The sequence below is a fragment of the Sorangium sp. So ce128 genome (assembly GCF_051525245.1).
GTDB classification, from domain to species: domain Bacteria; phylum Myxococcota_A; class Polyangia; order Polyangiales; family Polyangiaceae; genus Sorangium; species Sorangium cellulosum_B.
In genome coordinates, this window is sequence record NZ_CP150313.1 from 9,781,950 (window position 1) to 9,805,592 (window position 23,643).

The 23,643-nt window shown below is 72.5% G+C and carries 19 protein-coding genes; 15 read left to right on the plus strand and 4 right to left on the minus strand.

The window, feature by feature from the left end:
• Positions 1–40: 40 nt before the first annotated feature.
• Genes WME82_RS37150 through ribF form a run of 3 tightly spaced genes read right to left on the minus strand, consistent with a single transcriptional unit; the run spans position 41 to position 4,170 of the window.
• The gene (locus tag WME82_RS37150) at positions 41–1,018 is read right to left on the minus strand and encodes a hypothetical protein (protein ID WP_437912795.1); all 978 of its coding nucleotides are present in this window, start codon (positions 1,016–1,018) and stop codon (positions 41–43) included.
• A 58-nt stretch (positions 1,019–1,076) separates the two neighbouring features.
• Entirely contained in the window at positions 1,077–3,137 is a 2,061-nt protein-coding gene (locus WME82_RS37155) for a tetratricopeptide repeat protein (protein ID WP_438039191.1), read from the minus strand.
• A 31-nt stretch (positions 3,138–3,168) separates the two neighbouring features.
• On the minus strand, positions 3,169–4,170 hold the full coding sequence (gene ribF / locus WME82_RS37160) for a riboflavin biosynthesis protein RibF (RefSeq protein ID WP_437741234.1): 1,002 nt from the start codon (positions 4,168–4,170) through the stop codon (positions 3,169–3,171).
• Positions 4,171–4,337: 167 nt separating this feature from the next.
• On the opposite strand from ribF, the gene WME82_RS37165 reads away from it, so the two are divergent.
• The 6 genes from WME82_RS37165 to rplI all read left to right on the plus strand — a co-directional run bounded on the left by WME82_RS37165 (position 4,338) and on the right by rplI (position 8,426).
• Positions 4,338–5,300, plus strand: coding sequence for a ribose-phosphate pyrophosphokinase (locus WME82_RS37165; protein ID WP_437741235.1), 963 nt, complete (start codon positions 4,338–4,340; stop codon positions 5,298–5,300).
• Positions 5,301–5,514: 214 nt separating this feature from the next.
• Positions 5,515–6,204 (plus strand): 50S ribosomal protein L25/general stress protein Ctc, encoded by a 690-nt coding sequence (locus tag WME82_RS37170; RefSeq protein WP_437852514.1) that lies wholly within the window; start codon positions 5,515–5,517, stop codon positions 6,202–6,204.
• A 115-nt stretch (positions 6,205–6,319) separates the two neighbouring features.
• On the plus strand, positions 6,320–6,991 hold the full coding sequence (gene pth, locus WME82_RS37175; RefSeq protein WP_438039192.1) for an aminoacyl-tRNA hydrolase: 672 nt from the start codon (positions 6,320–6,322) through the stop codon (positions 6,989–6,991).
• Positions 6,992–7,099: 108 nt separating this feature from the next.
• A complete protein-coding gene (rpsF, locus tag WME82_RS37180; protein WP_437741238.1) occupies positions 7,100–7,639 on the plus strand; it encodes a 30S ribosomal protein S6 in 540 nt (179 codons plus the stop codon).
• Between the two features lie 3 nt (positions 7,640–7,642).
• The gene (rpsR, locus tag WME82_RS37185; RefSeq protein WP_012239546.1) at positions 7,643–7,963 is read left to right on the plus strand and encodes a 30S ribosomal protein S18; all 321 of its coding nucleotides are present in this window, start codon (positions 7,643–7,645) and stop codon (positions 7,961–7,963) included.
• A gap of 10 nt (positions 7,964–7,973) precedes the next feature.
• Positions 7,974–8,426 (plus strand): 50S ribosomal protein L9, encoded by a 453-nt coding sequence (gene rplI, locus WME82_RS37190; protein WP_437741239.1) that lies wholly within the window; start codon positions 7,974–7,976, stop codon positions 8,424–8,426.
• Between the two features lie 100 nt (positions 8,427–8,526).
• Here rplI and WME82_RS37195 read toward each other — a convergent pair whose 3' ends face one another.
• Entirely contained in the window at positions 8,527–9,453 is a 927-nt protein-coding gene (locus WME82_RS37195; RefSeq protein ID WP_438039193.1) for a PfkB family carbohydrate kinase, read from the minus strand.
• Between the two features lie 495 nt (positions 9,454–9,948).
• On the opposite strand from WME82_RS37195, the gene dnaB reads away from it, so the two are divergent.
• The 9 genes from dnaB to WME82_RS37240 all read left to right on the plus strand — a co-directional run bounded on the left by dnaB (position 9,949) and on the right by WME82_RS37240 (position 23,597).
• Complete coding sequence (gene dnaB, locus WME82_RS37200; RefSeq protein ID WP_437741241.1) at positions 9,949–11,451, plus strand: replicative DNA helicase; 1,503 nt, start codon at positions 9,949–9,951, stop codon at positions 11,449–11,451.
• Positions 11,452–11,466: 15 nt separating this feature from the next.
• A complete protein-coding gene (locus WME82_RS37205) occupies positions 11,467–11,895 on the plus strand; it encodes a hypothetical protein (protein WP_437852522.1) in 429 nt (142 codons plus the stop codon).
• Positions 11,896–11,939: 44 nt separating this feature from the next.
• A complete protein-coding gene (locus tag WME82_RS37210; RefSeq protein WP_438039194.1) occupies positions 11,940–14,738 on the plus strand; it encodes a hypothetical protein in 2,799 nt (932 codons plus the stop codon).
• 241 nt (positions 14,739–14,979) lie between these two features.
• Entirely contained in the window at positions 14,980–15,993 is a 1,014-nt protein-coding gene (locus WME82_RS37215) for a hypothetical protein (RefSeq protein ID WP_438039195.1), read from the plus strand.
• A gap of 29 nt (positions 15,994–16,022) precedes the next feature.
• Positions 16,023–17,069, plus strand: coding sequence for a hypothetical protein (locus tag WME82_RS37220; RefSeq protein ID WP_438039196.1), 1,047 nt, complete (start codon positions 16,023–16,025; stop codon positions 17,067–17,069).
• The gene (locus WME82_RS37225) at positions 17,066–18,139 is read left to right on the plus strand and encodes a hypothetical protein (RefSeq protein ID WP_438039197.1); all 1,074 of its coding nucleotides are present in this window, start codon (positions 17,066–17,068) and stop codon (positions 18,137–18,139) included. The genes WME82_RS37220 and WME82_RS37225 overlap by 4 nt, the downstream gene beginning before the upstream one ends.
• A gap of 617 nt (positions 18,140–18,756) precedes the next feature.
• Positions 18,757–19,746 (plus strand): L-threonylcarbamoyladenylate synthase, encoded by a 990-nt coding sequence (locus WME82_RS37230; protein ID WP_438039198.1) that lies wholly within the window; start codon positions 18,757–18,759, stop codon positions 19,744–19,746.
• A gap of 336 nt (positions 19,747–20,082) precedes the next feature.
• Entirely contained in the window at positions 20,083–21,279 is a 1,197-nt protein-coding gene (locus WME82_RS37235) for a YcbK family protein (RefSeq protein WP_438039199.1), read from the plus strand.
• A gap of 260 nt (positions 21,280–21,539) precedes the next feature.
• Positions 21,540–23,597, plus strand: coding sequence for a PrkA family serine protein kinase (locus WME82_RS37240; RefSeq protein WP_272104360.1), 2,058 nt, complete (start codon positions 21,540–21,542; stop codon positions 23,595–23,597).
• Positions 23,598–23,643 lie beyond the last annotated feature (46 nt).

Genomic DNA, 23,643 nt, shown 5'->3' on the forward strand with positions numbered 1-23,643 from the left:
GCAGCGCGCGGGCGCCCTGCGCAGGCGGAGGCGCGCGGGCTCACTCGCGCGCAGCGCGCCACCGCGTCATCCAGCCGCCGGTGAGCAGGTCGAGGGACGCCTCCGCTTCGAGCGCCGCGAGCGTCGCGGCGCGGTGCTCCTCGGGGCTCTGGCCCGGATCGGCCGCGAGCGCGACGGCGCGCTGCCACGCGAAGAGCAGCTCGAGGACGCGCGCCGTGAGCTTCGTTTGCAGCTCGGCGCGCTCGCGGCGGAGGCGCTCCAGCGCGATCTCCTCGTCGGCGAAGACGATCCGGTCGAGCCGCCACGTCGCGCGCGCCTCGAGCCACAGGCTCGTGCCGCCGGACGCCGTCCTTCGCGCCGGATCGTACTCCGTGGGGGCCAGGCTCTCCGCTTCATCGACGAGCCGAGAGACGCGGAGCCGGAGCTCCGGGAAGAGCGACGACGTCCGCGCGCGCGACGCGATCGCGTCGATGCGCGCCTCGGGATCGAGGAGGCGGGATCGCCGCAGCGCCGCCTCGACGATCGCGCGGGCCATCGCCGGCGTGACCCGGACCGGCAGCGGGAGCGGCGGCTCGGCCTCGGCTGGCTGCGCGGGCGGAGGCGGCTCCGGGAGCTCGATCTCCGGCGCCGCGCGTGGCGGGCTCGGGGTCGCCGGGGCAGGCTTCAGCCGAGGCGCCGCAGGTTCGGCGACGGCGGGCGGAGGAGACGGCGCGCCAGGGCGGGCGGATAGCCGCTCGAGGGGGATGCTCGCGAGCAGCATGCCGGTGAGCGAGCGCTCGCCCCCTTCGAGCCGAGCGATCCCGAGCTCCACCGCGAGCCAGAGCGGCTGCGCGCTGCCCGGGGACGCAGCCCAGAGCTCGTGGGGCGCGGTGTCGAGGCGGTCCACGCGCGGGTCGAGCGCCGTGGGCTCGTCGTCGAGGGGGAGCTCGGCGCGCGCCTGCCGCGTGAACAGGGCGCAGGCGAGCGCGCCGAGGAGGAAGAGGGCGGAGCTTGCGATGGATCGGTGGTTCGGGTGCACGCGAGGTGGGTCGACCGCCGCGCGTCGCGAGTTGCGTGCGACGGGTCAACCAGGTCGCTCAGCGGCCCCGGGAAGGCGGGCGCGCCCGGGTGGCGAAGCTCCGCCAGAGCTCCGCTCCACCGCCAAGGGATCGGACCCGATCGGCGCCAAAGCGCGGCCCGCCGCCCGGGGAGAGGCCCCGCCCCGCGCTCGTGCGCCGGAGCGCCTCGCTGGCGTGAGATCCCGCGCTCCCGCCGCCTCCTCGGAGCAGCTCGCTCGAACCGCCGCGGGTCGCCGCGACCGCCTGCGCGATCGCCTCCGGCGTCGGCGCCGTTCCTGACGGGAAGCGGGCTGGTCCCTCGCTCGCCGCGCCGCGGGTCGCCGCGACCGCCTGCGCGATCGCCTCCGGCGTCGGTGCCGTTCCCGAGAAGAAGCGCCCCGGCGCCTGATCGGGCAACGCGAGCGTCGGCTCCGCGAGGAGCGTCGCGCTGCGCCCAGCCGCGAACGCCTCGAGGCCGTGAGGCGCGGCCGCTCGGACAGCCTCGGCGGCCACGTCGCCGATCGCGGCCGGCGCAGCAGGCGCCACGTCGCTGCTCGTGACGACCGCCGCCGCAGTCACCTCGACATCTGCGTCACCGCTGGCGACCGGCGCGCTCGGCGCCGGAAGAGCCGTGGTCACCGAGCCTCCGCTCGCGCCGACCACGACGACAGGCTCGCCGTGCTCCCCCCTGGCACCGGGAATCGACGGTGACGCCGTCCCCGCGGCGATCAGCGCCGATGCCGCATCGCCGACGCCGCCCTCGAGGTGCCGCTCGGCGACGTTCATCGCCGCAGTCGGGCTGCCCGGCGGGATCTCGCTCGTCGGTTCCGGCGCAGAGACCGGAGGCTCCTCCGAGGTCTCGCCCGCCAGCGCTGACGCAGAGGCCGGAGGCTCCTCCGAGGTCTCGCCCGTCAGCGCTGGCGCAGAGGCCGGTGGCTCCTCCGAGGACGATCTCGGCGAAGCCGGCAACGCGCGTGGCACAGCGACCTCGAGGCCGACCGCGAAAGGCTCGAACACCTCGCCGGCGAGCCAGCCCGTGCACATACGGAGGTTCGCGCCGGACGGGATGTCGCGCACGAACATGTCCCCGAAGAGCGCGTCGATGGCGAGATCCCGCTGCTCGACCACGGGCCGCTCCCAGCTCGGGAGCACCGCGACGACGCGGATCGCGAGCTGCCCTTCCGGGCGACGCGCCCGCGCTCGCGCGAGCGTCCTGGGACGCACTTCCCAGTAGAGGTAGATCGTCTCGTGATCGACCGCGATGCCGACGATCTCGTCGACGTCATACCGCGCCGGGAGCTCCGCCCGCTCGTCGCGCAAGGCCGCCGCAAGACCCAGCACCCCCCCTGCGGCGACGGGCGACGCCGTCGCTCCGGCGCCTGCAGGCGAAGGATCTCGCGGAGGCTGCACCGGAAGGCCGCCAGGCGCTCCGGCAACGGGCCCGGGCTCCCCCTGGTGCTCGCTCGCGATGGCGGCCCCGCGTGGCTCGGTCGCGCCATCGTCTCGCGCGAACGGAGCAGGGGAAGCCTCCGCGGCGGCGCTCTCCGCATCCTCCGCGTCCGCGTCCGCATCCTCCGCGTCCGCATCCTCCGCGTCCGCGTCCTCCGCGTCCGCGTCCCGCGCTTCCACGCCTGCCCCCTGCCCGCGTGCCGCGCTCTCGATCAGCCTCTCCCGGAGCCGCCGCGCGTCCTCGTCCTCCGGCGCTCGCGCGAGGATCTCGTCGAGCATCGCGATGGCGCGGTCCGTGTGCCCCTGGGACGCATAGATCTCGGCGAGCGTCGTGGTGGACCGCGGCGGCGGCGGCGTTGGCGGCGGCCGCTGCTCCGGCGGCGCCTCGCCGCGCAGCGCGCGCGCGGTCTCCGGCATGTGCAGGCCCCGCTCGACCACGCGCGAGAGCAGATCGCGCGCCCGCCCGAGGAAGCCGCGGAGGCGGGCCCGCTCCGGCTCGCTCTGCGCGGTGCGCGCCACGATCTCGTCGATGAGCTCGACCTTCGTGAGCAGGCGCGGCCGGGGCACCCCGAGCCCCTCGGCGCGCGCTATCAGCTCCTCCCGCGTCAGCCCGTCGAGCTCCCGGCGCTCCATCGCCGCCGACGCTACCACATCCGACGCTCGCTCACCCTCGCCGGAGCGCTCAGCGAAACGCTCCCTCCGCCGCCGGATCCGCGCTGATCGACGCGAGCCGCGCGCGCGCCGCCTCGGCGTCTCGCGCGATCTGCGCCTTGAGCTCCGGCAGCCCGGAGAACCGCCGCTCCTCGCGCAGCCGGGCGATCAGGTGCACGCGCAGCGCCGCGCCGTAGAGATCCTCGTCGACGTCGAAGAGGTGCACCTCGAGGTTCGGGCGCGCCTGCCTCGACGCCTCGACCGTCGGGCGGACGCCCAGGTTGGCCACGCCGCGCGCGAGCGCGATCGCGCGGCCCGACGAGGTCACCCGATCGACGAGCGTCGCGTACACGCCGAACGGCGGGAGCGCCTCCTCGATCTCGTCGATGTTGCAGGTGGGGAAGCCGATCGTCCTGCCCCGCCTCGCCCCCTGCGCGACGACGCCGGACAGCATGTGCGGGCGCGACAGCATCCGCTCGGCCGACTCGAGATCCCCGCGCGCGAGGGCCGCTCGGACGCGGGTGCTCGACCACGCCCCCTCGGCGTCGCCGACGAGCGGGTGCGATCGCGTCTCGAAGCCGAGATCCTCGCCGAGGCGCCCGAGCGTCGTGAAGTCGCCGGCGCGCCCGCGGCCGAACCGGAAGTTCGCGCCGACCAGGACGACGCGCGCCGCGAGCCGATCGAGCAGCACGCGCCGCACGAACTCCTCCGGCGTCTGCGCCGCGAACGCCCGGTCGAACGTCACCGCGTCGACCCGGATCGCCGGCTGCACGCGCTGGATGAGCTCGATCTTGCGCGGCAGCGCCGTCAGCGTCGCCGGCGGGGTCCGGCCGAGGACGCTCGCGGGGTGCGGGGCGAACGTGAGCGCCACCGGCTCGAGCCCCCGCCGCTCCGCGTCCAGCGCCGCGTCGGCGAGCAGCGCCTGGTGCCCCAGATGAACGCCGTCGAAATTGCCGATGATCACCAGGCTGCCCCGCGGCCCGGCCGCGGCGCGCCCGCCCTGCCCGGAAGCGGCGGCGGCGAAAGACTCCACGGCCGCTACCTAACCCGAAGCAGCGCCGAACGAAATGCGGGTGGACGCAGGCGAGAACGCAGGTGAGAGCAGCGCCGCCCGTCACGATACGCACGTACAGCCAAGCGATCGCTGTACAGAGTCGCTTGACGTGCCCATGGCCGACTGATAGAGCCGCGCTCCCCGAAATGGGCTGGAGGCGCGCCGTGTTTAAGAGAGTCAGTATCTTCTCCGGCAACGCCAATTTCCCGCTTACCCAGGAAATATGTCAGGTCCTGGAGCAACCGATGGGGAAGTCGCGCGTGTCGCGCTTCTCGGACGGCGAGACGTTCTGCGTCATCCAGGAGAACGTCCGAGGCGTTGACACCTACGTCGTGCAGCCCACCTGCTCGCCGGTCAACGACAGCGTGATGGAGCTCCTGATCATGGTCGACGCGCTCCGCCGCGCCTCGGCCGGCTCCATCACGGCGGTCATCCCCTACTACGGTTATGCCAGGCAGGACCGGAAGGTCGCGCCGCGGACGCCGATCACCTCGAAGCTCGTCGCCGACCTCATCGTCGCCGCCGGGGTGAACCGGATCGTCGCGCTCGACCTGCACGCCGGGCAGATCCAGGGGTTCTTCAACATCCCGTTCGACCACCTGTTCGCGATGCCGGCGCTGCTGGAGCACCACCTCCGCGAGCATTACGGCAAGGACGTCGTCATCGTCTCCCCGGACGCGGGCGGCGTGGAGCGGGCCCGCGCCTACTCGAAGCGCCTCCAGGGCACGCTCGCGATCATCGACAAGCGCCGCGAGCGGGCGAACGAGAGCGAGGTCATGAACATCATCGGCGAGGTGGCCGGCAAGCACTGCCTCATCCTCGACGACCTCATCGACACCGCCGGCACCCTGGTGAACGCGGCCAACGCCCTGATGAAGCAGGGCGCCAAGAGCGTCGCCGCCTGCGCCACCCACCCGGTCCTGTCCGGGCCGGCGGTCGAGCGCATCAAGGATTCGCCTCTCACCGAGGTCGTGGTGACGAACTCGATCCCGCTCTCGGACGAGGCGAGGGCCTCCGGTAAATTCAAGGTCGTCTCGGTGGCGCGGCTGCTCGCCGAGGCGATCCGCCGCATCCATCACTCGGACTCGGTGAGCTCGCTCTTCGTCTGACCGGCCGCGCGCGTTCGGCGGCGGGGCGCACCGGCGACGAAGGTCGCCCGAGCCCCCTCGCCAGAACACCCCAAAGAACTCACAAAAGACACAAAACGCGCCCTCCGGCGACGAAGGTTCGACTTCCTCTTCTCCGTTCTGCTATAGCGCCGCACCCTACGCCGGGGTGGAACCGCGCACCGCGGACCCCCGGATCACTTCTGGAGCCGTCGTCATGGACATCATCAAGCTCAACGCCACGAGGCGCGAGGATAGCGGCAAGAGCGCGTCGAGCCGCCTGCGCCGCGCCGGACAGATTCCCGCCATCGCCTACGGGCGCGAGCTCGCGCCGCAGTCGGTCGCCATCTCGCCGAAGGCGCTCCTTCAGGTGCTCGGCTCCGATCACGGCAAGAACTCCGTGGTCGAGCTGGCCATCGAGAACGGCCAGACGCTCACCGTCATGGTGCGCGACTACGACTACCACCCCATCTCGCGGGAGCTCGTCCACGCCGACTTCATCCAGGTGAAGCTCGACCAGCCCGTCGACGTGCAGATCCCCTTCCGCTGCGTGGGCAAGCCGAAGGGCGTGGTCACCGGCGGCGTGCTCCAGCAGATCTTCCGCACGATCCCCGTGCGCTGCCTGCCGGAGAAGATCCCGTCGTTCGTCGAGATCGACGTGACCGAGCTCGACCTGGGCGACTCGTACAAGGCCAGCGGGCTGAAGCTGCCGGAGGGCGTGAAGACGCTCCTCGCGGACGACCAGACGATCGCCGTCGTCAACGCGCCCGAGAAGGCAGGCGCCGAGGAAGAGGCGAAGCCCGCCGCTGGCGCGCCGGCCGCTGGCGCGGCCGCTGCGCCGGCCGCTGGCGCGGCCGCCCCCGCGAAGGGCGCGGCCCCCGCGGCCGACAAGAAGGACAAGAAGTAATCCGGGAGCGGGCCGCCTCGCGCCTCCGCACCGCGAGGCGCGCGCGGCCCGCCCTACCCCGCTCCTCACCTGCCCCACCTGCCCCATTCCAGGGACTCAGCAGAACCAGCTCTTCATGCTGCTCGTGGTCGGCCTGGGGAACCCCGGCAAGGAATACGCTGCTCACCGGCACAACGTCGGCTTCATGGCCATCGACGCGCTGGCCGACGAGGTCCGGGCGGATCCGTTCCGCGAGAAGTTCTCGGGCGTCCACGCGCGGGCAGAGATCGCCGGACAGCAGGCGATCCTGCTCAAGCCGATGACCTACATGAACGAGTCGGGGCGCAGCGTGCAGCCGGCGATGGCCTTCTTCAAGGTCGCGCCCTCCGAGCTGATCGTGCTCCACGACGAGCTCGACCTGCCGTTCGGCACGGTTCGCCTCAAGGTCGGCGGCGGGCACGCGGGGCACAACGGGCTGCGGTCGATCATCTCGCACGGCGGGACGGGCGACTTCGGGCGCGTCCGCCTCGGGGTAGGACGTCCGCCGGCAGGTTTCCGGGGCGAGGTCGCGGATTACGTCCTGTCGGGGTTCGACGCCGTCGAGCGCGCGAGCCTGCCCGACTGCTTGAAGCAAGCTGTCCAAAGTGTGCTAGAAGTCGCCGCCCGCGGCTTCGAGGCCGCGATGAACGTCCGAAACACCCGGCCCAAGCCGGGCAAGAGGCAGAAGGGCGAGGGGGTTGGGTCGACGGATCCAGCCCCTGCCGCGAAGGACGGGAAGGGTCCCCTCCCCCCGACGCAGAAGCCCTGATCCTCCACGGGACAGCCTGCCGAGCTCGCCGGTGCGTCGCTCGACAGGCTGTTCCTTTCCTCGCTCCGGGGCACCGCCCCGGGGCCATTGGCCGAGAGGGAAGACTGAATGAGCCGACAGGTAACGGCGCCCGGGCGCGCCAGAGAGTACGAAACGATCTACATCCTGCGACCCGACATTGACGCCGACGGCGCCGAGCGGATCGGGTCGCGCCTCGCCGAGGTCGTCGGCCGCGAGTCGGGCCGGCTGACCAAGGTCGAGACGTGGGGGCGCCGCCGCCTCGCGTACGACATCGCCAAGCACCGCCGCGGCGTTTACGTGTACCTGAAGTACCTCGGGGGCGGGAAGGTCGTCGCCGAGATCGAGCGCAACCTGCGCCTCTCCGACGGCGTGCTGAAGTACCAGACGGTGCTCGTGCGCAACGACGTCGAGGTCCAGGGCGTCACGATCGCCGACGAGGACGTGAAGTTCGAGCGCCTCGAGCTCGCGCCGCTGGAGGACGACCGCGACGATTCGCGCGAGCGTCAGCTCGGCCTGCTCGAGCCGGAGCGCCGCATCGACCGGAGCTCCGAGCAGGCCCCGGCGGGCGATCTCGACGATGCCGAAGAGGCTGAGGCGGAAGGCGCCGCCGACGAGGAGGAGAGCTGAGCTATGAACGGCCGCAACAACGACATGGGCCGCAACGGCGGCGCTGACTACGACGATCGCGACTTCGGGCGCACACCCGACCTGAACGCGGACGCCCCGGGGCGCCGCCGCACGGGCCGGAAGCGCGTCTGCCGCTACTGCGCGGACAAGGCGCTGGTCATCGACTACAAGGACCCGCAGGCGCTCAAGTACTTCATCTCGGAGCGCGGCAAGGTCGTCCCGCGCCGCATCAGCGGCAATTGCGCGCGCCACCAGCGCAAGGTGACCCTCTCGATCAAGCGCGCGCGCAACATCGCGCTCTTGCCGTTCACCGTCACGGCGTAGGAGGTCGATCATGGCAACCCACATCCATGTGGTCCTCACGGAGGACCTCCACAACGTCGGCAAGAGCGGCGAGCTCGTGAAGGTTCGCCCCGGCTTCGCGCGCAACTACCTCATCCCGCGCGGCCTCGCGGTGGGCGCCACCGCCGAGAACGTGTCCCGCATCGAGCACGAGAAGCGGGTCGCCGAGTCGCGCGCCGCCAAGACGCGCTCCGAGGCGGAGCAGCTCGCGTCCAAGCTCAACCAGGTCAAGATCACGATCAGCCGCCCGGTCGGAGAGGGCGACAAGCTGTACGGCTCGGTCACGGCGCGCGACATCGAAGAGGCGCTCGCCGCGCAGGGCTTCAGCGTCGACCGGCGCCGCATCGAGACCGACACGATCAAGACGCTCGGGGCCCACCCCGTCGTGATCCGCCTCGCCCCGTCCATCACGGCGTCGGTCGAGGTCACGGTCGCCGCCAAGTAGCGCAGCGCCAGGGAGCGCGGCTCGACCCGCGCTCCCGCGCTTCCCCTCCCCTCTCCAGCCGCACCCGCGCGCCTCCTTCGGCCGCGCCCCCGCGTCCCCTTCAGCCGCGCTTCCGCCTCACCCACGCCCGCGCGACGTCGTGCCCCCGCGCCACCGCGCGCAGCATGAGCGCCGCGTCCCCCCACCGCGCTCGCTCCTCCCAGACGAGGCTCGCCAGCATCCCGGCGCAGAAGGCGTCGCCCGCGCCCGTTGGATCGTGCGGACGCACCGGGCGCGGCGCGACGGCGCGCTCGACCCCGGGGCCGAGCAGGAGCGTCTCCCGCGCGCCATCGGTGACGACCAGCGTCGCCTCGGGGCGGAGGCGCTCGCGGAGCGCGCGCGCCGTCGTCCCCAGCACGTCGAGATCACCGGCGCTGCACTTCACGAGGTCCGCCTGCCCGAACAGGCGGAAGCAGCCGCGCACGCCTGCGCCGGCGTCGGAAACCGAAGCGGCGCCGGCCTCCGCGCCGGGAACGGACGCGGCGCGCTCGGCGCGCGGCCACATCCGCGGGCGCGCGTTGACGTCGACCGCGACGGCGCACCCTTCGCGCCGAGCGCTCGCGGCCGCCCGCGCGAGCGCGCCGCTCGCCCCGCGCACCGGCGCGATCCCGGTGAAGTGCACGACCCGGGTCTGCCATCGTTCCGGCAGCGCTGCAGCGAGCGCCTGCGCCTCGCTCTCGCCCTGCCTGTACCCGGCGAAGCGCGCCTCGCCGCGCTCGATCGCCACGAGCATGAGGCCTGTGCGCGCCGCGCTCAGCGAGAGCCGTCCCACGTCGATGCCGGCCGCCGCGACCTCGTCCCTCAGCCCGCGCCCCATCGCGTCATCGCCCAGCGCGGCGCACAGCCCCGAGCGTATCCCGAGCCGGACGAGCGCCGTCGCGGTGTTCACCGCCCCGCCCCCCGGCACACGGCGCAGCAATTTCGCTTGCTCGAGCGGAATGCCTTCGGGCGCATAGAGATCCCACAGCGCTTCACCGACGCAGACCACCTCGGCGGGCTCAATCCTTGTATGGCGTGTTTTGTGATCCACAATGGCGGCTCCCCGCGATGGCGCACGCCGAGGCGCGAAGCGTCATCGCAGCTGAGTCAAGCGCGAAAAAAATGGCGATGAGACCGGGGTTGCTCAATTTCCATACCTCGCCGCCGGCGGCGGCGCCTCGCCGCGAGGAGCCTCGGCAGCGACCGCCGAGGAGGCCTCCGCGAAAGCGTCCGAGCAAGCCTTCGAGCCTGCCTCCGATCATGCCTCCGACGATGGAAAAGCGCCGCCTCGACATGGAACCCGCATTGGGATGCCGACCGCACGAACGCTCACTGCAATGCAAACAGAAACCCTTCTCAGGGCTGCCCATGTTCTGGTAGACGGAAATCGACCCTGCACCCGACGCCCCGGAGGAACGTTTCCCCTCCGGGGCGTCGCCCATTTCGGCACCTGTGGAAAAGCTCGGGGCGGGATGGGGGGAATCGGTGGGGAGGAGAAGCACGGATGATGAGAATGATGGAGCGCCGGGGCCAGCGGCCTCAGAGGATCGAGCCTCCCATCGTCGCCGGACGCGTGCCGCCGCACGACCTCGACGCCGAAGCGGCGGTGCTCTCCGCCATCCTGCTGCACCGCGACGCGCTCGATCGGGTGCTCGAGATCCTGAAAGCGGACCACTTCTACAGCGAGGCGAACAGCCGCGTCTATGAGGCCGCGCAGGAGCTCGCGGCCGCCGGCACGCCCATCGACATCGTCTCCGTCGCGTCGTGGCTGCGCGACCGGGAGCGCCTCGCCCAGGTGGGCGGCGCGGCGTACCTCGCCCAGCTCGCGGACGCGACCCCCGCGGTCGCGCACGTCGCGGCGCACGCGCGGGTCGTCTACGAGAAATGGCGCGTGCGGCAGCTCATCGCCACGTGCCAGCGCGTCGCGGCCGAGGGGTACGGCGACGTCGGCGTGGTGCAGGAGTACATCGACGGCGCCGAGCAGGCGGTCTACCAGCTCGCGCGCACGCCCCAGGGGACGGCGACCCAGCCGATCGCCCAGGTGCTCAAGGCCGCGTTCGAGCAGATCACCGCCGCCGCCGAGCGCGGCGACCGGATCACCGGCATCTCGACCGGGTACGAGAAGCTCGACGCCAAGACGGCCGGCCTGCACGACGGCGACCTCTCGATCATCGCCGCCCGCCCCGGCATGGGCAAGACGTCCTTCGTCCTCAACCTCGCCGTGAACGTGGCGTCGCCGCGCACCGTGAGCTCCCCGGGGCCCGACCATTCGGGGCACGGCGTCGAGCGGCACGATCCCGGCTTCGGCGCCGCCGTCTTCTCGCTCGAGATGCCCCGCGAGCAGCTCGCGACACGTATGGTCTGCAGCGAGGGCCGCGTCGACGTCGGCAAGCTCCGCCAGGGCTTCCTGCAGCCCGACGACTGGCGCCGCCTGACGGAGGCCGCCTCGTTCCTGTCCACCCTGCCCATCTGGATCGACGACACGCCGGCCATCTCCCTCCTCGAGCTGCGCGCCAAGGTGCGGCGCATCCAGGCCGAGTACGACCGGCCGCCCAGCGACGGCAACTCGGGGCGGCGCATCGGGCTCATCGTCATCGACTACCTGCAGCTCATGAAGGGGCGGGACGGCGTGAGCAGCCGCGAGCAGGAGATCAGCGAGATCTCCCGTGGGCTCAAGCAGCTCGCGAAGGAGCTCAAGGTGGCGGTCATCGCGCTCTCGCAGCTGAACCGCGCCGTCGAGACCCGGACCACCAAGGACAAGCGCCCTCAGCTGTCGGACCTCCGCGAGTCGGGCGCGATCGAGCAGGACGCCGACAACATCATCTTCATTTACCGCGACGAGTACTACAACCCGGAGACGACCAACCACAAAGGCATCGCCGAGCTCATCGTCGCCAAGCAGCGCAACGGGCCGACGGGCAAGGTGCTCACGCGGTTCACCTCGTCGTGCACCCGGTTCGACAACCTCGCGCCCGGCGACTACCCGGAGATGGCGGACGACGAGTAGGCTGCGACGCACGACATGTCCGCCTGGTATGTCCCTGCCCTCCTCGCCGCGCTCTGCATGGCCGGTCACTACCTGATGCTGCGCGCGGCGGCAGGCCGGATCGGAGACGCCCTTGGCGCGCTGTGCCTCGAGGGCACCGCGGCCGTCGGGATCCTCGTCTTCTTCCTCATCCGCCCGGGCGCGGAGACGCCTCCGTCGGCCCAGGGGGTGCTCTGGGCCTGCGCCGCCGGCCTGTGCATCAGCGGCGTCGCGACGCTCACCTTCATGGCGCTCCGCATCGGCGGTCCGGTGACCGCGACGGGGCCGATCGTGTTCGCCGGCGGCATCGCGATCGCCGCGCTCTTCGCGCCGCTGCTCTTCGGCGAGGTGTTCACCGCTCGCCGGGCGCTCGGCGTCGGCCTGGGGCTCGCCGCCCTCCTCGTCCTCGCCACCGAGCGCTCCTGACCCAAGGCGCGCCGCGGCCGCGCATCGGAGTCGGAAGAGGATCGATGACCCGCCCGCCCGAGTGCCCCCGCACCCCCGGAAGCCCCGCGAGGCGCGCGGCGCGCCGCGCCCTCCGCTCGGCGCGCCTCTTCGCGCTCGCGTCCGCGACCTGCGCGCCGCCCGTGCAGGGCGGCAGCGTCGTCGTGTCCTCCGGCGCTGTCGAGCGCCTCGGCATGCTCTGCCGGTGGGGCCGCGGCGGCGCGGAGCAGGGCGATCTCTGCCCGAGGGACGGCGGCGCCGCGCAGCCAGCGCGCGTCCGGCGGATCACGGGGCCCGCGGACGCGCTCTCCGGCCCGCTCGCGGCGGGGCGGCCCGGCGACTACGTGCTCGAGAACGACGAGATCGCCGTGGTCGTCGATCAGCCCGGACCCGGGGCTGGCCTCGCCGAGAGCGGCGGCAACCTCGTCGACGCGGCGGACGCGCGGGCGCGCCGCGACGAGCTCGGGCAGATCGTCACGCGGCTCGGCGCGCCGCCGCGGCAGGTGATCTACCGCGACATCACGACGGGCGGCGGCGAGGACGGCGCCGCCTGGATCGAGGCGCGCGGCGAGGTGCGCGGGCGCGATCTCGCCGGCGGCGCGCTCTCCGTCACCACCCGCTACGCGCTTGGGCCGCGCGACCGGGCGGTCATGATCACGACGTCGCTCCGGAACGACGGCGACCGCCCGCTCGAGGCGCTCGACCTCGGCGACGTCGTCCACTGGGGCGCGGCGGAGCACGTCGCGCCCGGCGTGGCGCCGGGGCTCCGCGGCGAGCACGAGGCGCCGTACCTGGCCGGCGTCGGGGCCGGCGTCGCGTACGCGCTCGCCCCGGTGGACGGCGCGGCGATCCGCGCGCGGAGCGGCGAAGGCTTCAGCGACGTGACGTTCGCTCGGCAGGCCGCGCTCCCGCCCGGCGGGCGCGCCGCGTACCAGCGGATCCTCGCGATCGCGCCGCGCGGCGACTCGCTCGCCGTCGAGACGGAGCTCTTCTTTCTCGGCGGCGGCGCGCCCGGCGGCGTCGCGCTCGAGCTCGTGGACGGCCGCGGCGGGCCGCTCCCGCTCCTCGCCGGCAAGGCGACGCTGACGCCGATCGCCGAGGACGGCGCCGCGCCGCCCGCCGCCGCGCTCGATCTGTGGCTGCGAACCGGCGACAGCGCGCCGCTCGCCGCCGAGGCGCCGCCCGGCCTCTACCTCGTCGGCTTCGAAGGGAGCGGCCGTCGCGCGCTGGGGAGCGCGCGGATCCGGATCCGCGCCGGCGAGATCGCCCCCGCGCGGCTCACGCTCTCCGGCGCCGGGCGGCTCTACCTCGGGGTGCGCGAGGGCGGCGCCTCCGCGCCCGCCGTGGACCCCGATCCCCTCGGTCCGCTCGCGCCGGCGAAGGTCAGCCTCTTCGACGCCGCGACCGGCAAGGCCCTCTCGCCGCCCCGGCTCGCGCTCATGGGCGAGCTCGATGTCGCCCTTCCCCCTGGGCGAGTCCGGGTCGTCGCCTCGCGCGGGCCCGAGTACGCGCTCGCCGAGGCGACGGTCGACATCGCAGACGGCGGAACGTCGCGGCTCGATCTCACGCTGGAGCGGGTGGTCGACACGTCGGGCTACATCGCCTGCGACCTCCGGCAGCACTCGGCGCGGAGCGCCGACGCGGGCGTCTCCTCGGCCGCGCGGCTCGTCTGGAACGCGGCGGAAGGCGTGGAGTGCGCGGTGGCGAGCGAGCACAACCTCGCCTCGGATCTCCAGCGGGACGTCGCCGCCCTGCGGCTCGAGACGCGGCTGCGCGCGCTCCCGGGCGTGGAGCTCACGAGCGGCCGGAGCGGCGCCGGGCTCGGGAGCCTCAGCGTGTTCCCGCTCGGCAGGGAGGCGGACGCGCCCCGCGAGGGCGCGCTGCGGTGGGTCGACGAGACGGCGAGCGAGATCCTCCGCGAGGTGCGCGCGCTGCCCGGCGAGCGCGTCGTCCAGGTGAGCCGACAGCACGGCGGCGGCTCACCGCTGCACGGATCCTGGGCGCCGCAGGTCGCGCCGGATCAGGGCCCGAGCCTGCTCGCGCAGATCGTCGGGGACGGCGCCGGCGCCGGCGCCGATGCCGTCGAGGTCTGGACCGGGCGCGACGCGGCCGCGCGGGACCGCGCGCTCGAGGAGCTCTGGGCGTTGCTCCGCGCGTCCCACCCGGTCACGCCGACGGCGACCAGCGACAGCCACGGGCTGCGCGGCGCGGAGGCGGGTTATCCGCGCACCTACGTCGCCGTGGCCGCCGATGATCCGGGCCGGCTCGACGTGGCCGATCTCGTCGCGGGCCTGCGGCGCCGTCGCGACGTCGTGATCACGAACGGCCCGTTCGTGACGATGCGCCTCGGCGACACCCGCCAGGGCGGCGTCGCCTCGGCGCGGCGCGGGTCCCGAGGCGGGCCGCTGTCGCTCTCGATCCGCGTCGAGCGCGCCCCGTGGGTCGACGCGCGCGAGCTCCACGTGCTCGTCGGCGGCGTCGCGAGCGGCGCGCCGATCCCGCTGGAAGGCGCGCGCACGACGCCCGCGGGCGCGCTCCTCGACGAGATCGCGATCCCCGTCGTCCTCGGAGGCGGCGGCGGGCGACGACAGCCGCGGCCCGACGCCGGCGCAGCGCGCGGCGACCGCGGGACCGGGCAGCGCGCGCACGGCGCGATCTCCGTCGCCGAGGACACCTTCGTCGTCGCGATCGTCCGGGGGCGGCGGCCGCTCGAGCCGGTGCTCGCGGGAGACCCGGGCGAGATCCTCCCGTTCGCGATGACGGCGCCGCTCTGGATCGACGCCGACGGCGACGGCCGCTCCCTCGGCCGCGCCGCGGCGCCGTGAGCGCGGCGAGCTCCGTGGCGCGCTAGGCGCAGCAGTGCAACCCCGCATAAGCGCGCAGCACACGTTGTTGCACGCTGGCCGGCGCCTGGCCCGGCAGTGCAGCATTACGTGTAGCTGTCCATCTTCGCTTCCAAATCGCCCTTGGCACGCGAAAGCAAAACCTTCCTCCTCCATACGGCGGAGTCTTGCTTCGCTGACATCTGCGCACTTAGGCTCGCGCGGCATGGATGCCAGGAAGCTCATGATCTTTCCCTTGGTATCGCTTCACCTCGTCACGGCGTCTGCGACGTCCGCGCAGCCCCTCGCCGCACCGCGTGCTGCAGCGCCCGCGCCGGCTGATCCGGCAGCGGACGCGCTTCGGCGCGCACACGCCGCGCGCAGCGCCGGCCGATGGCAGGAGGCGGAGGCGGCGTATCGCGCTGCCTTCGCCGCGGCGCCGCGCCCTGCCATCGAAGGGGAGCTCGGGCTCTGCGAGCTGGCGCTGCGCAGACCTGTGGACGCGGCGAACCATCTGCTGCGCGCGCTGCGCGACTCCAGAGCGCTCACACCTGCGGAGCAGCGGCGCTTCAACGAAGGACTGCGCCGGGCGGAGAAGGACGCCATCCACGTCGAGATCATGGTCAGCCACGACGAGGCGGAGATCTTCGTGGACGGCAGGTTCATCGGCCGTGGGCAGGCGAATTATCAGTTCTACGTCACACCTGGTGCCCACGAGGTTCGCGGCTCTCTCGAGGGGCATGTCACCCAGACGGTCCGCTTCGAAAACTATGCCGGCGACGGGACGATCCTCCCGCTAGTGCTCGATCCCATCCTGAAAGCGCCGCCGCCCGAGGTGATCATCCGCACGACGCCGCCAGCTCCCGACCATTCGGGTCGCAACATCCGCATCGCCGGCGCGTCGCTGGCGCTCGCCGGCGCGGCGTTCGGGGCGGGGTTCGCCATTGCCGCCGGGGTGCGCGACGACGAGGCCGACGCGCAGGCGGACGCCATCCGGCGGGACTACGGGCGCGGCGGCTGCCTCTACAAACAGGCCACCGAGGTCACGCTCCCGTGCAAAGCGCTCGAGGAGACGCTCTCGGCCCGCGACACGCTGCGGGGTGCGGCCTGGGCGAGCTTCATCGCGGGCGGGATCTTCGGCGCGGTGGCGATCTCGTCGCTCTGGTGGGCCCCGTCGCCGCCTTCGCCGGCCCGCGTCGCCGTGCGCCCGCTCGTCGCGGCCGGCGGAGGTGGCGTGGCGATCGCGGGCGTCTGGTAGGCGCGTCGCGCCGGGAAGGAGAGGAGGGGATGCATCGCCGTGTGCTCACGAGGCTGGGATGGGCCGTGTCGGAGCTCGCGCTGGCGAGCGCGTGCGGCGGCACCGGCGAGGCGTGCGACGAGACGGTGACCTGCGCAGGCCCGGCGGGAGAGTTCTGCGCAGGGGAGTGCGTGCCGATGCCCGTCGATGCGAGCCAGGTCCGGGCAGAGCCCGTGCTCCTCTGGGAGGGCAGCATCGACGAGGAGCCGCCGCCGTGTCCGCCGGACGCCAGCGACCGGAAGGCCCTGCTGCTCTACGCTGGTCTCGATCCGGCGCCGGGCTGCCCGCCCTGTGCCTGCTCGCAGCCGGCGTGCGAGCTGCCGGCCGGCGTGACGGCCAGCTCGCTCTACATGTGCCAGGACGGCGCGCCGGAGACGCGGACGCCGTTCGATGCCCCGGCCGGCTGGGACGGTGCGTGCGTGGATACGGCGCCGATCCCGCCGGAGCAGGTCGGATCCATCGCCGTCGCGCCGGCCACCGCGGTTCCGTGCGCGCCGGTCGACGCGATCGTGCCCCGCAGCGGCGGCCTGGGGTCGCCCTGGAAGTACCACGCCAAGCTCTGCAAGGGTGACTTCCAGGCAGGCGCGTGCGGGGATGCGTCGGGGGACGTGTGTTTCCCCAGGTTCCACAAGCGACCGACGCCCGCGTTCAAGAGGTGCGTCGAGGCCACGGCGGACCCGGAGAGCCCGAACTTCAAGTGCCCGGACGAGTACCTGGAGGAGCACACCTGGTTCCTGGGCCACGACGACGGCCTGTGCTCGCCGTGCGCGTGTACCCCGACCGAGCCCAGCGTGTGCGACGCGCTCGTGTCGACCTACGCCGACACGGCGTGCGGCCAGGAGATCGCCTCCGTGATCGTCAACGACGACGGCGGCTGCACTGATCCGAGCGCAGGCTTCCCGCTCGGCAGCGTGCGCGCCGAGTGGGTTACCAACGTGCCTGGCGCCTGCGAGGCGTCGGGCGGTGAACCCGTGCGGGACCGGAAGCCGGTGTATCGCAGGACCTATTGCTGCATCGAGGAGGCCATCACGCCATGATCCAGACCAGCATCCAGCCTGCCGCCCTGGATCGGGGACGAGCGCGACGGCGCTGGCTGCCGGTGACGGCGGCCTGCGCGCTCCTGGGGTTCGCCGGCGCGCTGCTCGGGTCGAGCTGCGGGGGCGAGGAGTTCAGGTGCTTCAGCGACGAGCGCTGCGAGCCGTGCCCCGGCCACTGCCTCGAGGACGTGCTTGTGGACACGTTCGGGGCCTTCGGCACGCATATCGTGTGGGTCGGCGAGCAGGGCGAGGAGCCCACCTGTGAGGAGTACGGGCTGGAGCACGACGGGGACTGGTGGCTGGATCTCCAGGACGACCCGAGCTGCCCGCCCTGCCGGTGTGAGCGTATCGATTGCGCCAGCGGAGGTACAGGCTTCAAGCGCAGCGCCCTGGATTGCGAGGCGGCCCGCGACGCCGGGGGGACGTCGCTGCACCCGCCCTGGGGTGAGTGCGAGCCGCTGGAGAATCGCGAGACGTCCGCCGTGTACACCCCCTGGTTCGACATCCGCTCTGCGTGCTACTCGCGCAATGACCTGTTCCAGCCGGGGGCGACCTGGAAACGGAAGGCGCGCCGCTGCTGGGCGCGCCAGCCTCGGGAGTACAGCTGTGGAAGCAACCCCAACGTACCCACGTGCCTGGTCGACCCCCGTATCCTCTCCGACGGCTTTCGGCTCTGCCTCACCATGACACACGGCGATGATCTCCCCCGCCCGGGGCACGGCGTCACGGATGCCGCCTGTCCCTCGGAGTTCCCGGAGAAGCTCGACATGTACGCGTTCGTGTCCGGCTGCGGCTCGTGCGACTGCGAGCTCGACGGGGAGGCGTGCTCGATGGAGTTCTCGTACTACAGCGACCAGGCGTGCAGCGATCTCGTGCTGACCCAGACGCTCACGACCGAGAGCGTGTGCACCGAGCTGGCGGAGCCTGTGGCCATCGGCGGCATCAAGCTCCGCATGCTCGCGGAAGGCCACGGCGATTGCATCGACCACGGGCGGGTGGGGATCGCGGAGGGCGAGAAGATCGAGCCCAGGTGGGGCCAGACGCTCTGCTGCAAGCCGCTCGGCAGCTGATCTCTCCGGCGCCCGCAGGGGCGGCTCAGCTCACGAGCTCGCCGTCCCCGACCGGTCAACGAGGTGCTGTCCCAGAGGTCACGACCAGCGCCCGCGCTCGTTTGCGAGGCCGCGGACAGGTCACGACCCATCGCGGCGGATCTTTTCGGCCTCGGAGACAGGTCCCGATCCCAAGAAATGGATGTTTTCATACAAGTGGTCAGGTCGCGACCTCGCCGTCGGCTCACGAACAGCCGCCGCGCCAGGTCGCGACCTCGCCACCGGCTCACGAACAGCCGCCGCGCCAGATCGCGACCTCGCCATCGGCTCACGGGCAGCCTCCGCCCCAGGTCGCGACCTCGCCATCGGCTCACGAGCAGCCTCCGCCCCAGGTCGCGACCACGCGGGGGCATCCAACCGCGCGGCCGGAGGGGTTGAGACCCCCGGCAGCGCGCACCGGTCGATCGAGCGAGCAGCGCGTCCACCTCGCCACGGCGCCGCTCTGGATCGACGCCGACGGCGTCGGGCGCTCCTTCGGCCTGTGGCCGCGCGGCCGCGCGGACCGCGCAGCGCCCCGTGGCTGCCCCCCTCGCTTTTCGTTTGCCTCCCGCGCGCCCGGGCAACATGGACCGCGGCGCATGCGAACCGAGCGGCTCGCCGCTGACGCGGCATCCATCGCACGGGCCGCCGAGATCCTCCGCCGCGGCGGGCTCGTCGCCTTCCCCACGGAGACCGTGTACGGCCTCGGCGCGCGCGCCGACGACGCGCGCGCGGCGCGCGGCATCTTCGAGGCGAAGGGGAGGCCGCCCGGCAACCCGCTGATCGTCCACGTCCCCGATGTCGCGTCCGCGCGCGCCCTCGCGGACGGCTGGCCGCCGGACGCAGAGCGGCTCGCGCAGGCCATGTGGCCAGGGCCCCTCACCCTGATCGTCGCGCGCCGGCCCGACCGCGTCACCGACGTGGTCGCCGCCGGCGGGCCGACGGTCGCGATCCGCATCCCCGTCCACCCGGTCGCGCGCGCCCTGCTCGACGCGGTCGGGCTGCCGATCGCCGCGCCGAGCGCCAACCGATCCACCGAGATCTCGCCGACCACCGCCGAGCACGTCGAGAAGAGCCTCGGCGGGCGCATCGACGCGATCCTCGACGGCGGGCCGACCGCCGTGGGCATCGAGTCCACCATCGTCGACGTCACGCGCTCGCCGGCGCGGGTGCTCCGCCCGGGGCACGTCACGGCCGAGGCGATCGCCGCGCTCGTGCCGCTCCAGGTGGCCGCCGGGCTGATCACCGCCCCGGCCGAGCGCGCCCCGTCCCCGGGGACCCACGCGCGCCATTACGCCCCCCGCGCGCAGGTCGCGCTGGTCCCCGCCCAGGCCGTCCGCGGCGAGCTCGATCGCGCCGCGCAGGCCGGGTCGCGCGCCGGCGCCGTCGAGCACGGCAGCCGCACCGCGACCGGGCCGCACGCCGAGCTCCTCCCCGGCGATCCCGCCGGCTACGCCGCGGCGCTCTACGCCGCGCTGCACCGGCTCGAGGATGCCGGCTGCGACGTGATCGTCATCGCCGCCGTCCCCGAGGATCCCGCGTGGGACGCGGTGCGGGACAGGCTGACGCGCGCCTCCGCGGCGCCCTGAGCAAGCGCCGCGCGCCCATCGGTCACCAACGTGGTCGTGGTCGTTTACGTGGTCGTGGTCGTGGTCGTGGTCGTGGTCGTCAACGGTACGCCGTGAACGACCACGACCACGACCACGACCACGTAAACGACCGCGTAAACGTAAACGACCACGTAAACGTAAACGTAAACGTAAACGTTCGGATGTAGGAGAACGCGGCGGGAAGCTTGGTTGACGCCTAGGGTCCCCCCACGGGTGTGTTTTCATCCCCCGAGCTGGCGGTTTGTGGCAAATCAGGGTCGCCCGCCCGCTGGGTGAGCTACCTTCCTCGCTCGACTCGCGCCCCTCGTCGATCCCATGCCGGCAACGTCCCGCGCCGCCGTCCACATTCTCGCGACCGCCCTCGGCCTCGCTGCGTCGCTCGTCGCCGCCCCCCAGCGCGCCGGCGCCAGCCTGCTCGACGAGCCGCCGAAGCGCGCGAGCTTCAACCTGAACGAGACGGTCGCGCCGGAGCTGCCGCTCCTCCGCGCCTTCCACAACGCCGCCGTCGAGCGCCCCGGACCGTTCCGGCTCTACCTGAACAGCGCCTACGGGAAATGGCGGCAGCAGCCGTGGTGGCAGCTCGCCTGGGGCGGCGCGCGGCCGGACGCCGCGGATGCGCTCGGCGAGCACGCGCTCGCCTCCCCCGCCCTCGGCTCCACGGCGTTCGCGAGCGCCTGGTCCCCCTTCACCCCCTTCGAGCCGCCCGGCCCCCTCCGCCTCGATCCGGCCGCGCCGGCGTGGTTCCGCCAGCTCGATCCGATCCTCAGCCCGCCGGTGCTCGCGACCACGGGGCCGAGCCTCTCCTCGAACGGCTTCGATCTGCTCTGGGATCCGCCGAAGAAGCAGCCGCTCGACTGGCGTTGCCGCAGACGCCCGGTCCAGTTCGCCCGGTACGGCGGCCAGCACGACGCCTTCGAGCTGGTGCGCTGCGACGGCTCCGTCGCGCCCGGCGCGCTGGATCGCCTGTCGATCATGGCCCGTCCGCCCGACGCGCCCGACCCGGGCGCAGAGCTCCCCGATGAGCCCGACGCCGACACCTGGCAGCGGGCGCTCGAGTGGGTGCCCCAGGTCCGCCTCGTCCACCCGCGCCTGCTCTGGCTGCTCCAGCAGATCGCCGACGCCTTCCCGCGCCGCGGGATCCACATCTTCAGCGGGTACAGGCCGCGGCCGGCGGGCGACGCGCCTGCCGCGCGCAGGCCGACCTCCGGCACGCACCACAGCCAGCACGCCGAGGGGCGCGCCATGGACATCCTCGTGATGGGCGTCCCGAACACCGCGCTGTTTCAGTTCTGCCGCACGCTCGAGGACGTGGGCTGCGGGTTCTACCCGAACAGCAAGTTCGTCCATGTCGACGTGCGCCGCCCGGGCGCCGGGCACGTCTTCTGGATCGACATCTCCGGCCCCGGCGAGCCGTCGGAATACGTCGACTCCTGGCCCGGCGTCGTCGAGAGCGGCGGGCTCTCCTGGGGAAGCGCGCAGGGAGCGCGCTCCGGCGGGGCCGCGCCTCGCTGACGTCGCCTCCCCGCGGTCGCCCTCGCACCTCGCACCTCCACCCGCGCGACCGGCTGCTCCGCCGCGCGCTCCCGTTCCGGAGGATGGAGCGCGCCTCGGGGCGCGGTGACTTGCCTCCCCGAGATCGGTGTTAAGCTTGGCGTCTTCCCCCTGGGCGCGCGACGCGAGACGGGGGCGGAGCTCGGCGAGCCGAGATCTGTCCCCCGCACCTCCGGCGGCCAAGGCCGCCCCGCGGTCGCCCTGGAGAAAAAGGGTGCGAAATGGGCGAGTTGCGGACAGGGATGGTTGAGAAGATCGCGGCGATGCAGGACTTCGCGCTCTACCGCGATCTCGCGTGGGAGGGCACGTTCGAAGAGTACCTCCAGATCGTGCGCCAGAACCCGCAGGTGACGCGCAACGCGTTCCAGCGGGCGTACGACATGATCATCCGCTACGGCATCGAGGAGTACACGGACAACAAGAAGAAGCTCATCCGGTACAACTTCTTCAAGGACGAGATGCACGGCGGCGCCGACGCCGTGTACGGGCTCGACATCCCGCTGATGCGGCTCGTCCACGTGCTCCGGGCGGCCTCCGAGGGGTACGGCCCGGAGAAGCGCGTCATCCTACTGCACGGCCCGGTCGGCTCGTCGAAGTCGACGATCGCCCGGCTCCTCAAGAAGGGCATCGAGCACTACTCGACGACCCCCGACGGCGCGCTCTACACGTTCGACTGGGTGAACCTCGACGACGTCGGCATGGCCGGGACGGAGAGCGCCCGCTTCAAGTGCCCGATGCACGAGGAGCCGCTGCGCCTCGTCCCGCCGGCGTGGCGCGACCGCGCGTTCCGCGAGCTCGGCCTCTCGAGCGCGCAGCACCACGTCCGCACCGAGGGCGACCTCGACCCCGCGTGCCGCTTCATCTTCAACCGCCTGATGGACAAGTACGGCGGCGACTGGTCGAAGGTGATGCAGCACGTGCGCGTGCGCCGCCTCGTGCTCAGCGAGAAGGACCGCGTCGGCATCGGCACCTTCCAGCCGAAGGACGAGAAGAACCAGGACTCGACCGAGCTCACCGGCGACATCAACTACCGCAAGATCGCCGAGTACGGCTCGGACTCGGACCCGCGCGCCTTCAACTTCGACGGCGAGTTCAACATCGCGAACCGCGGCATCGTCGAGTTCATCGAGGTGCTGAAGCTCGACGTCGCGTTCCTCTACGACCTGCTCGGCGCGTCGCAGGAGCACAAGATCAAGCCGAAGAAGTTCGCCCAGACGGACGTCGACGAGGTCATCATCGGCCACACCAACGAGGCCGAGTACAAGAAGCTCCTGAACAACGAGTTCATGGAGGCCCTCCGCGACCGCACGATCAAGATCGATATCCCGTACATCACGAAGGTGTCGGAGGAGATCCGGATCTACGAGAAGGACTTCAACAAGGAGAAGATCCGCGGCAAGCACATCGCCCCTCACACGCTCGAGGTCGCCGCGATGTGGGCCGCGCTCACCCGGCTCGAGGACCCGAAGAAGCACAACCTCTCGCTCGTCCAGAAGATGAAGCTCTACGACGGCAAGGTCCTGCCCGGCTACACGCAGGACACCGTGAAGGAGCTCCGCAAGGAGGCGTCGCGCGAGGGCATGGAGGGCATCAGCCCCCGCTACGTGCAGGACAAGATCTCGAACGCGCTCGTCAACGACCTCGGCGAGGGGACGATCAACCCCTTCATGGTCATGAGCGAGCTCGAGAAGGGCCTCAGGCACCACTCGCTCATCACGAACGACGAGCAGCGCAAGCGCTTCACCGAGTGCATCGGGATGGTGAAGCGCGAGTACGAGGAGATCGTCAAGAACGAGGTGCAGCGGGCGATCAGCGCCGACGAGGACGCGATCCAGAAGCTCGCCGCGAACTACATCGACTCGATCAAGGCCTACACCCTGAAGGAGAAGGTGAAGGACCGCTTCACCCGCGAGGACGTCGAGCCCGACGAGCGGCTGATGCGCTCGATCGAGGAGAAGATCGACATCCCCGAGAACCGCAAGGACGACTTCCGCCGCGAGATCATGAACTACATCGGCGCGCTCGCGGTCGACGGCAAGAAGTTCGAGTGGCACACGAACGACCGGCTGCGCCGCGCCCTCGAGCTCAAGCTGTTCGAGGACCAGAAGGACGCGATCAAGCTCCAGACCCTCGTGTCGAGCGTCATCGACAAGGAGACGCAGGAGAAGATCGACATCATCAAGACCCGGATGATCAAGTACTTCGGGTACAACGAGGTCTCGGCGCGCGACGTGCTCGACTACGTCGCCAGCATCTACGCGCGCGGCGACACGAAGTGACCCGTCGCGGGGGCGCGGCGGCGCTGCTGCAGCGCGCGCCGCGCCG

Excerpts from the sequence above, each read along its gene's own strand:
- WME82_RS37165 (WP_437741235.1), top strand. The coding sequence starts at position 4,338 with ATGGGCTGGAGGCGCGCCGTGTTTAAGAGAGTCAGTATCTTCTCCGGC.
- WME82_RS37170 (WP_437852514.1), top strand. The coding sequence starts at position 5,515 with ATGGACATCATCAAGCTCAACGCCACGAGGCGCGAGGATAGCGGCAAG.
- pth (WP_438039192.1), top strand. The coding sequence starts at position 6,320 with ATGCTGCTCGTGGTCGGCCTGGGGAACCCCGGCAAGGAATACGCTGCT.
- rpsF (WP_437741238.1), top strand. The coding sequence starts at position 7,100 with ATGAGCCGACAGGTAACGGCGCCCGGGCGCGCCAGAGAGTACGAAACG.
- rpsR (WP_012239546.1), top strand. The coding sequence starts at position 7,643 with ATGAACGGCCGCAACAACGACATGGGCCGCAACGGCGGCGCTGACTAC.
- rplI (WP_437741239.1), top strand. The coding sequence starts at position 7,974 with ATGGCAACCCACATCCATGTGGTCCTCACGGAGGACCTCCACAACGTC.
- dnaB (WP_437741241.1), top strand. The coding sequence starts at position 9,949 with ATGATGAGAATGATGGAGCGCCGGGGCCAGCGGCCTCAGAGGATCGAG.
- WME82_RS37205 (WP_437852522.1), top strand. The coding sequence starts at position 11,467 with ATGTCCGCCTGGTATGTCCCTGCCCTCCTCGCCGCGCTCTGCATGGCC.
- WME82_RS37210 (WP_438039194.1), top strand. The coding sequence starts at position 11,940 with ATGACCCGCCCGCCCGAGTGCCCCCGCACCCCCGGAAGCCCCGCGAGG.
- WME82_RS37215 (WP_438039195.1), top strand. The coding sequence starts at position 14,980 with ATGATCTTTCCCTTGGTATCGCTTCACCTCGTCACGGCGTCTGCGACG.
- WME82_RS37220 (WP_438039196.1), top strand. The coding sequence starts at position 16,023 with ATGCATCGCCGTGTGCTCACGAGGCTGGGATGGGCCGTGTCGGAGCTC.
- WME82_RS37225 (WP_438039197.1), top strand. The coding sequence starts at position 17,066 with ATGATCCAGACCAGCATCCAGCCTGCCGCCCTGGATCGGGGACGAGCG.
- WME82_RS37230 (WP_438039198.1), top strand. The coding sequence starts at position 18,757 with ATGCGAACCGAGCGGCTCGCCGCTGACGCGGCATCCATCGCACGGGCC.
- WME82_RS37235 (WP_438039199.1), top strand. The coding sequence starts at position 20,083 with ATGCCGGCAACGTCCCGCGCCGCCGTCCACATTCTCGCGACCGCCCTC.
- WME82_RS37240 (WP_272104360.1), top strand. The coding sequence starts at position 21,540 with ATGGGCGAGTTGCGGACAGGGATGGTTGAGAAGATCGCGGCGATGCAG.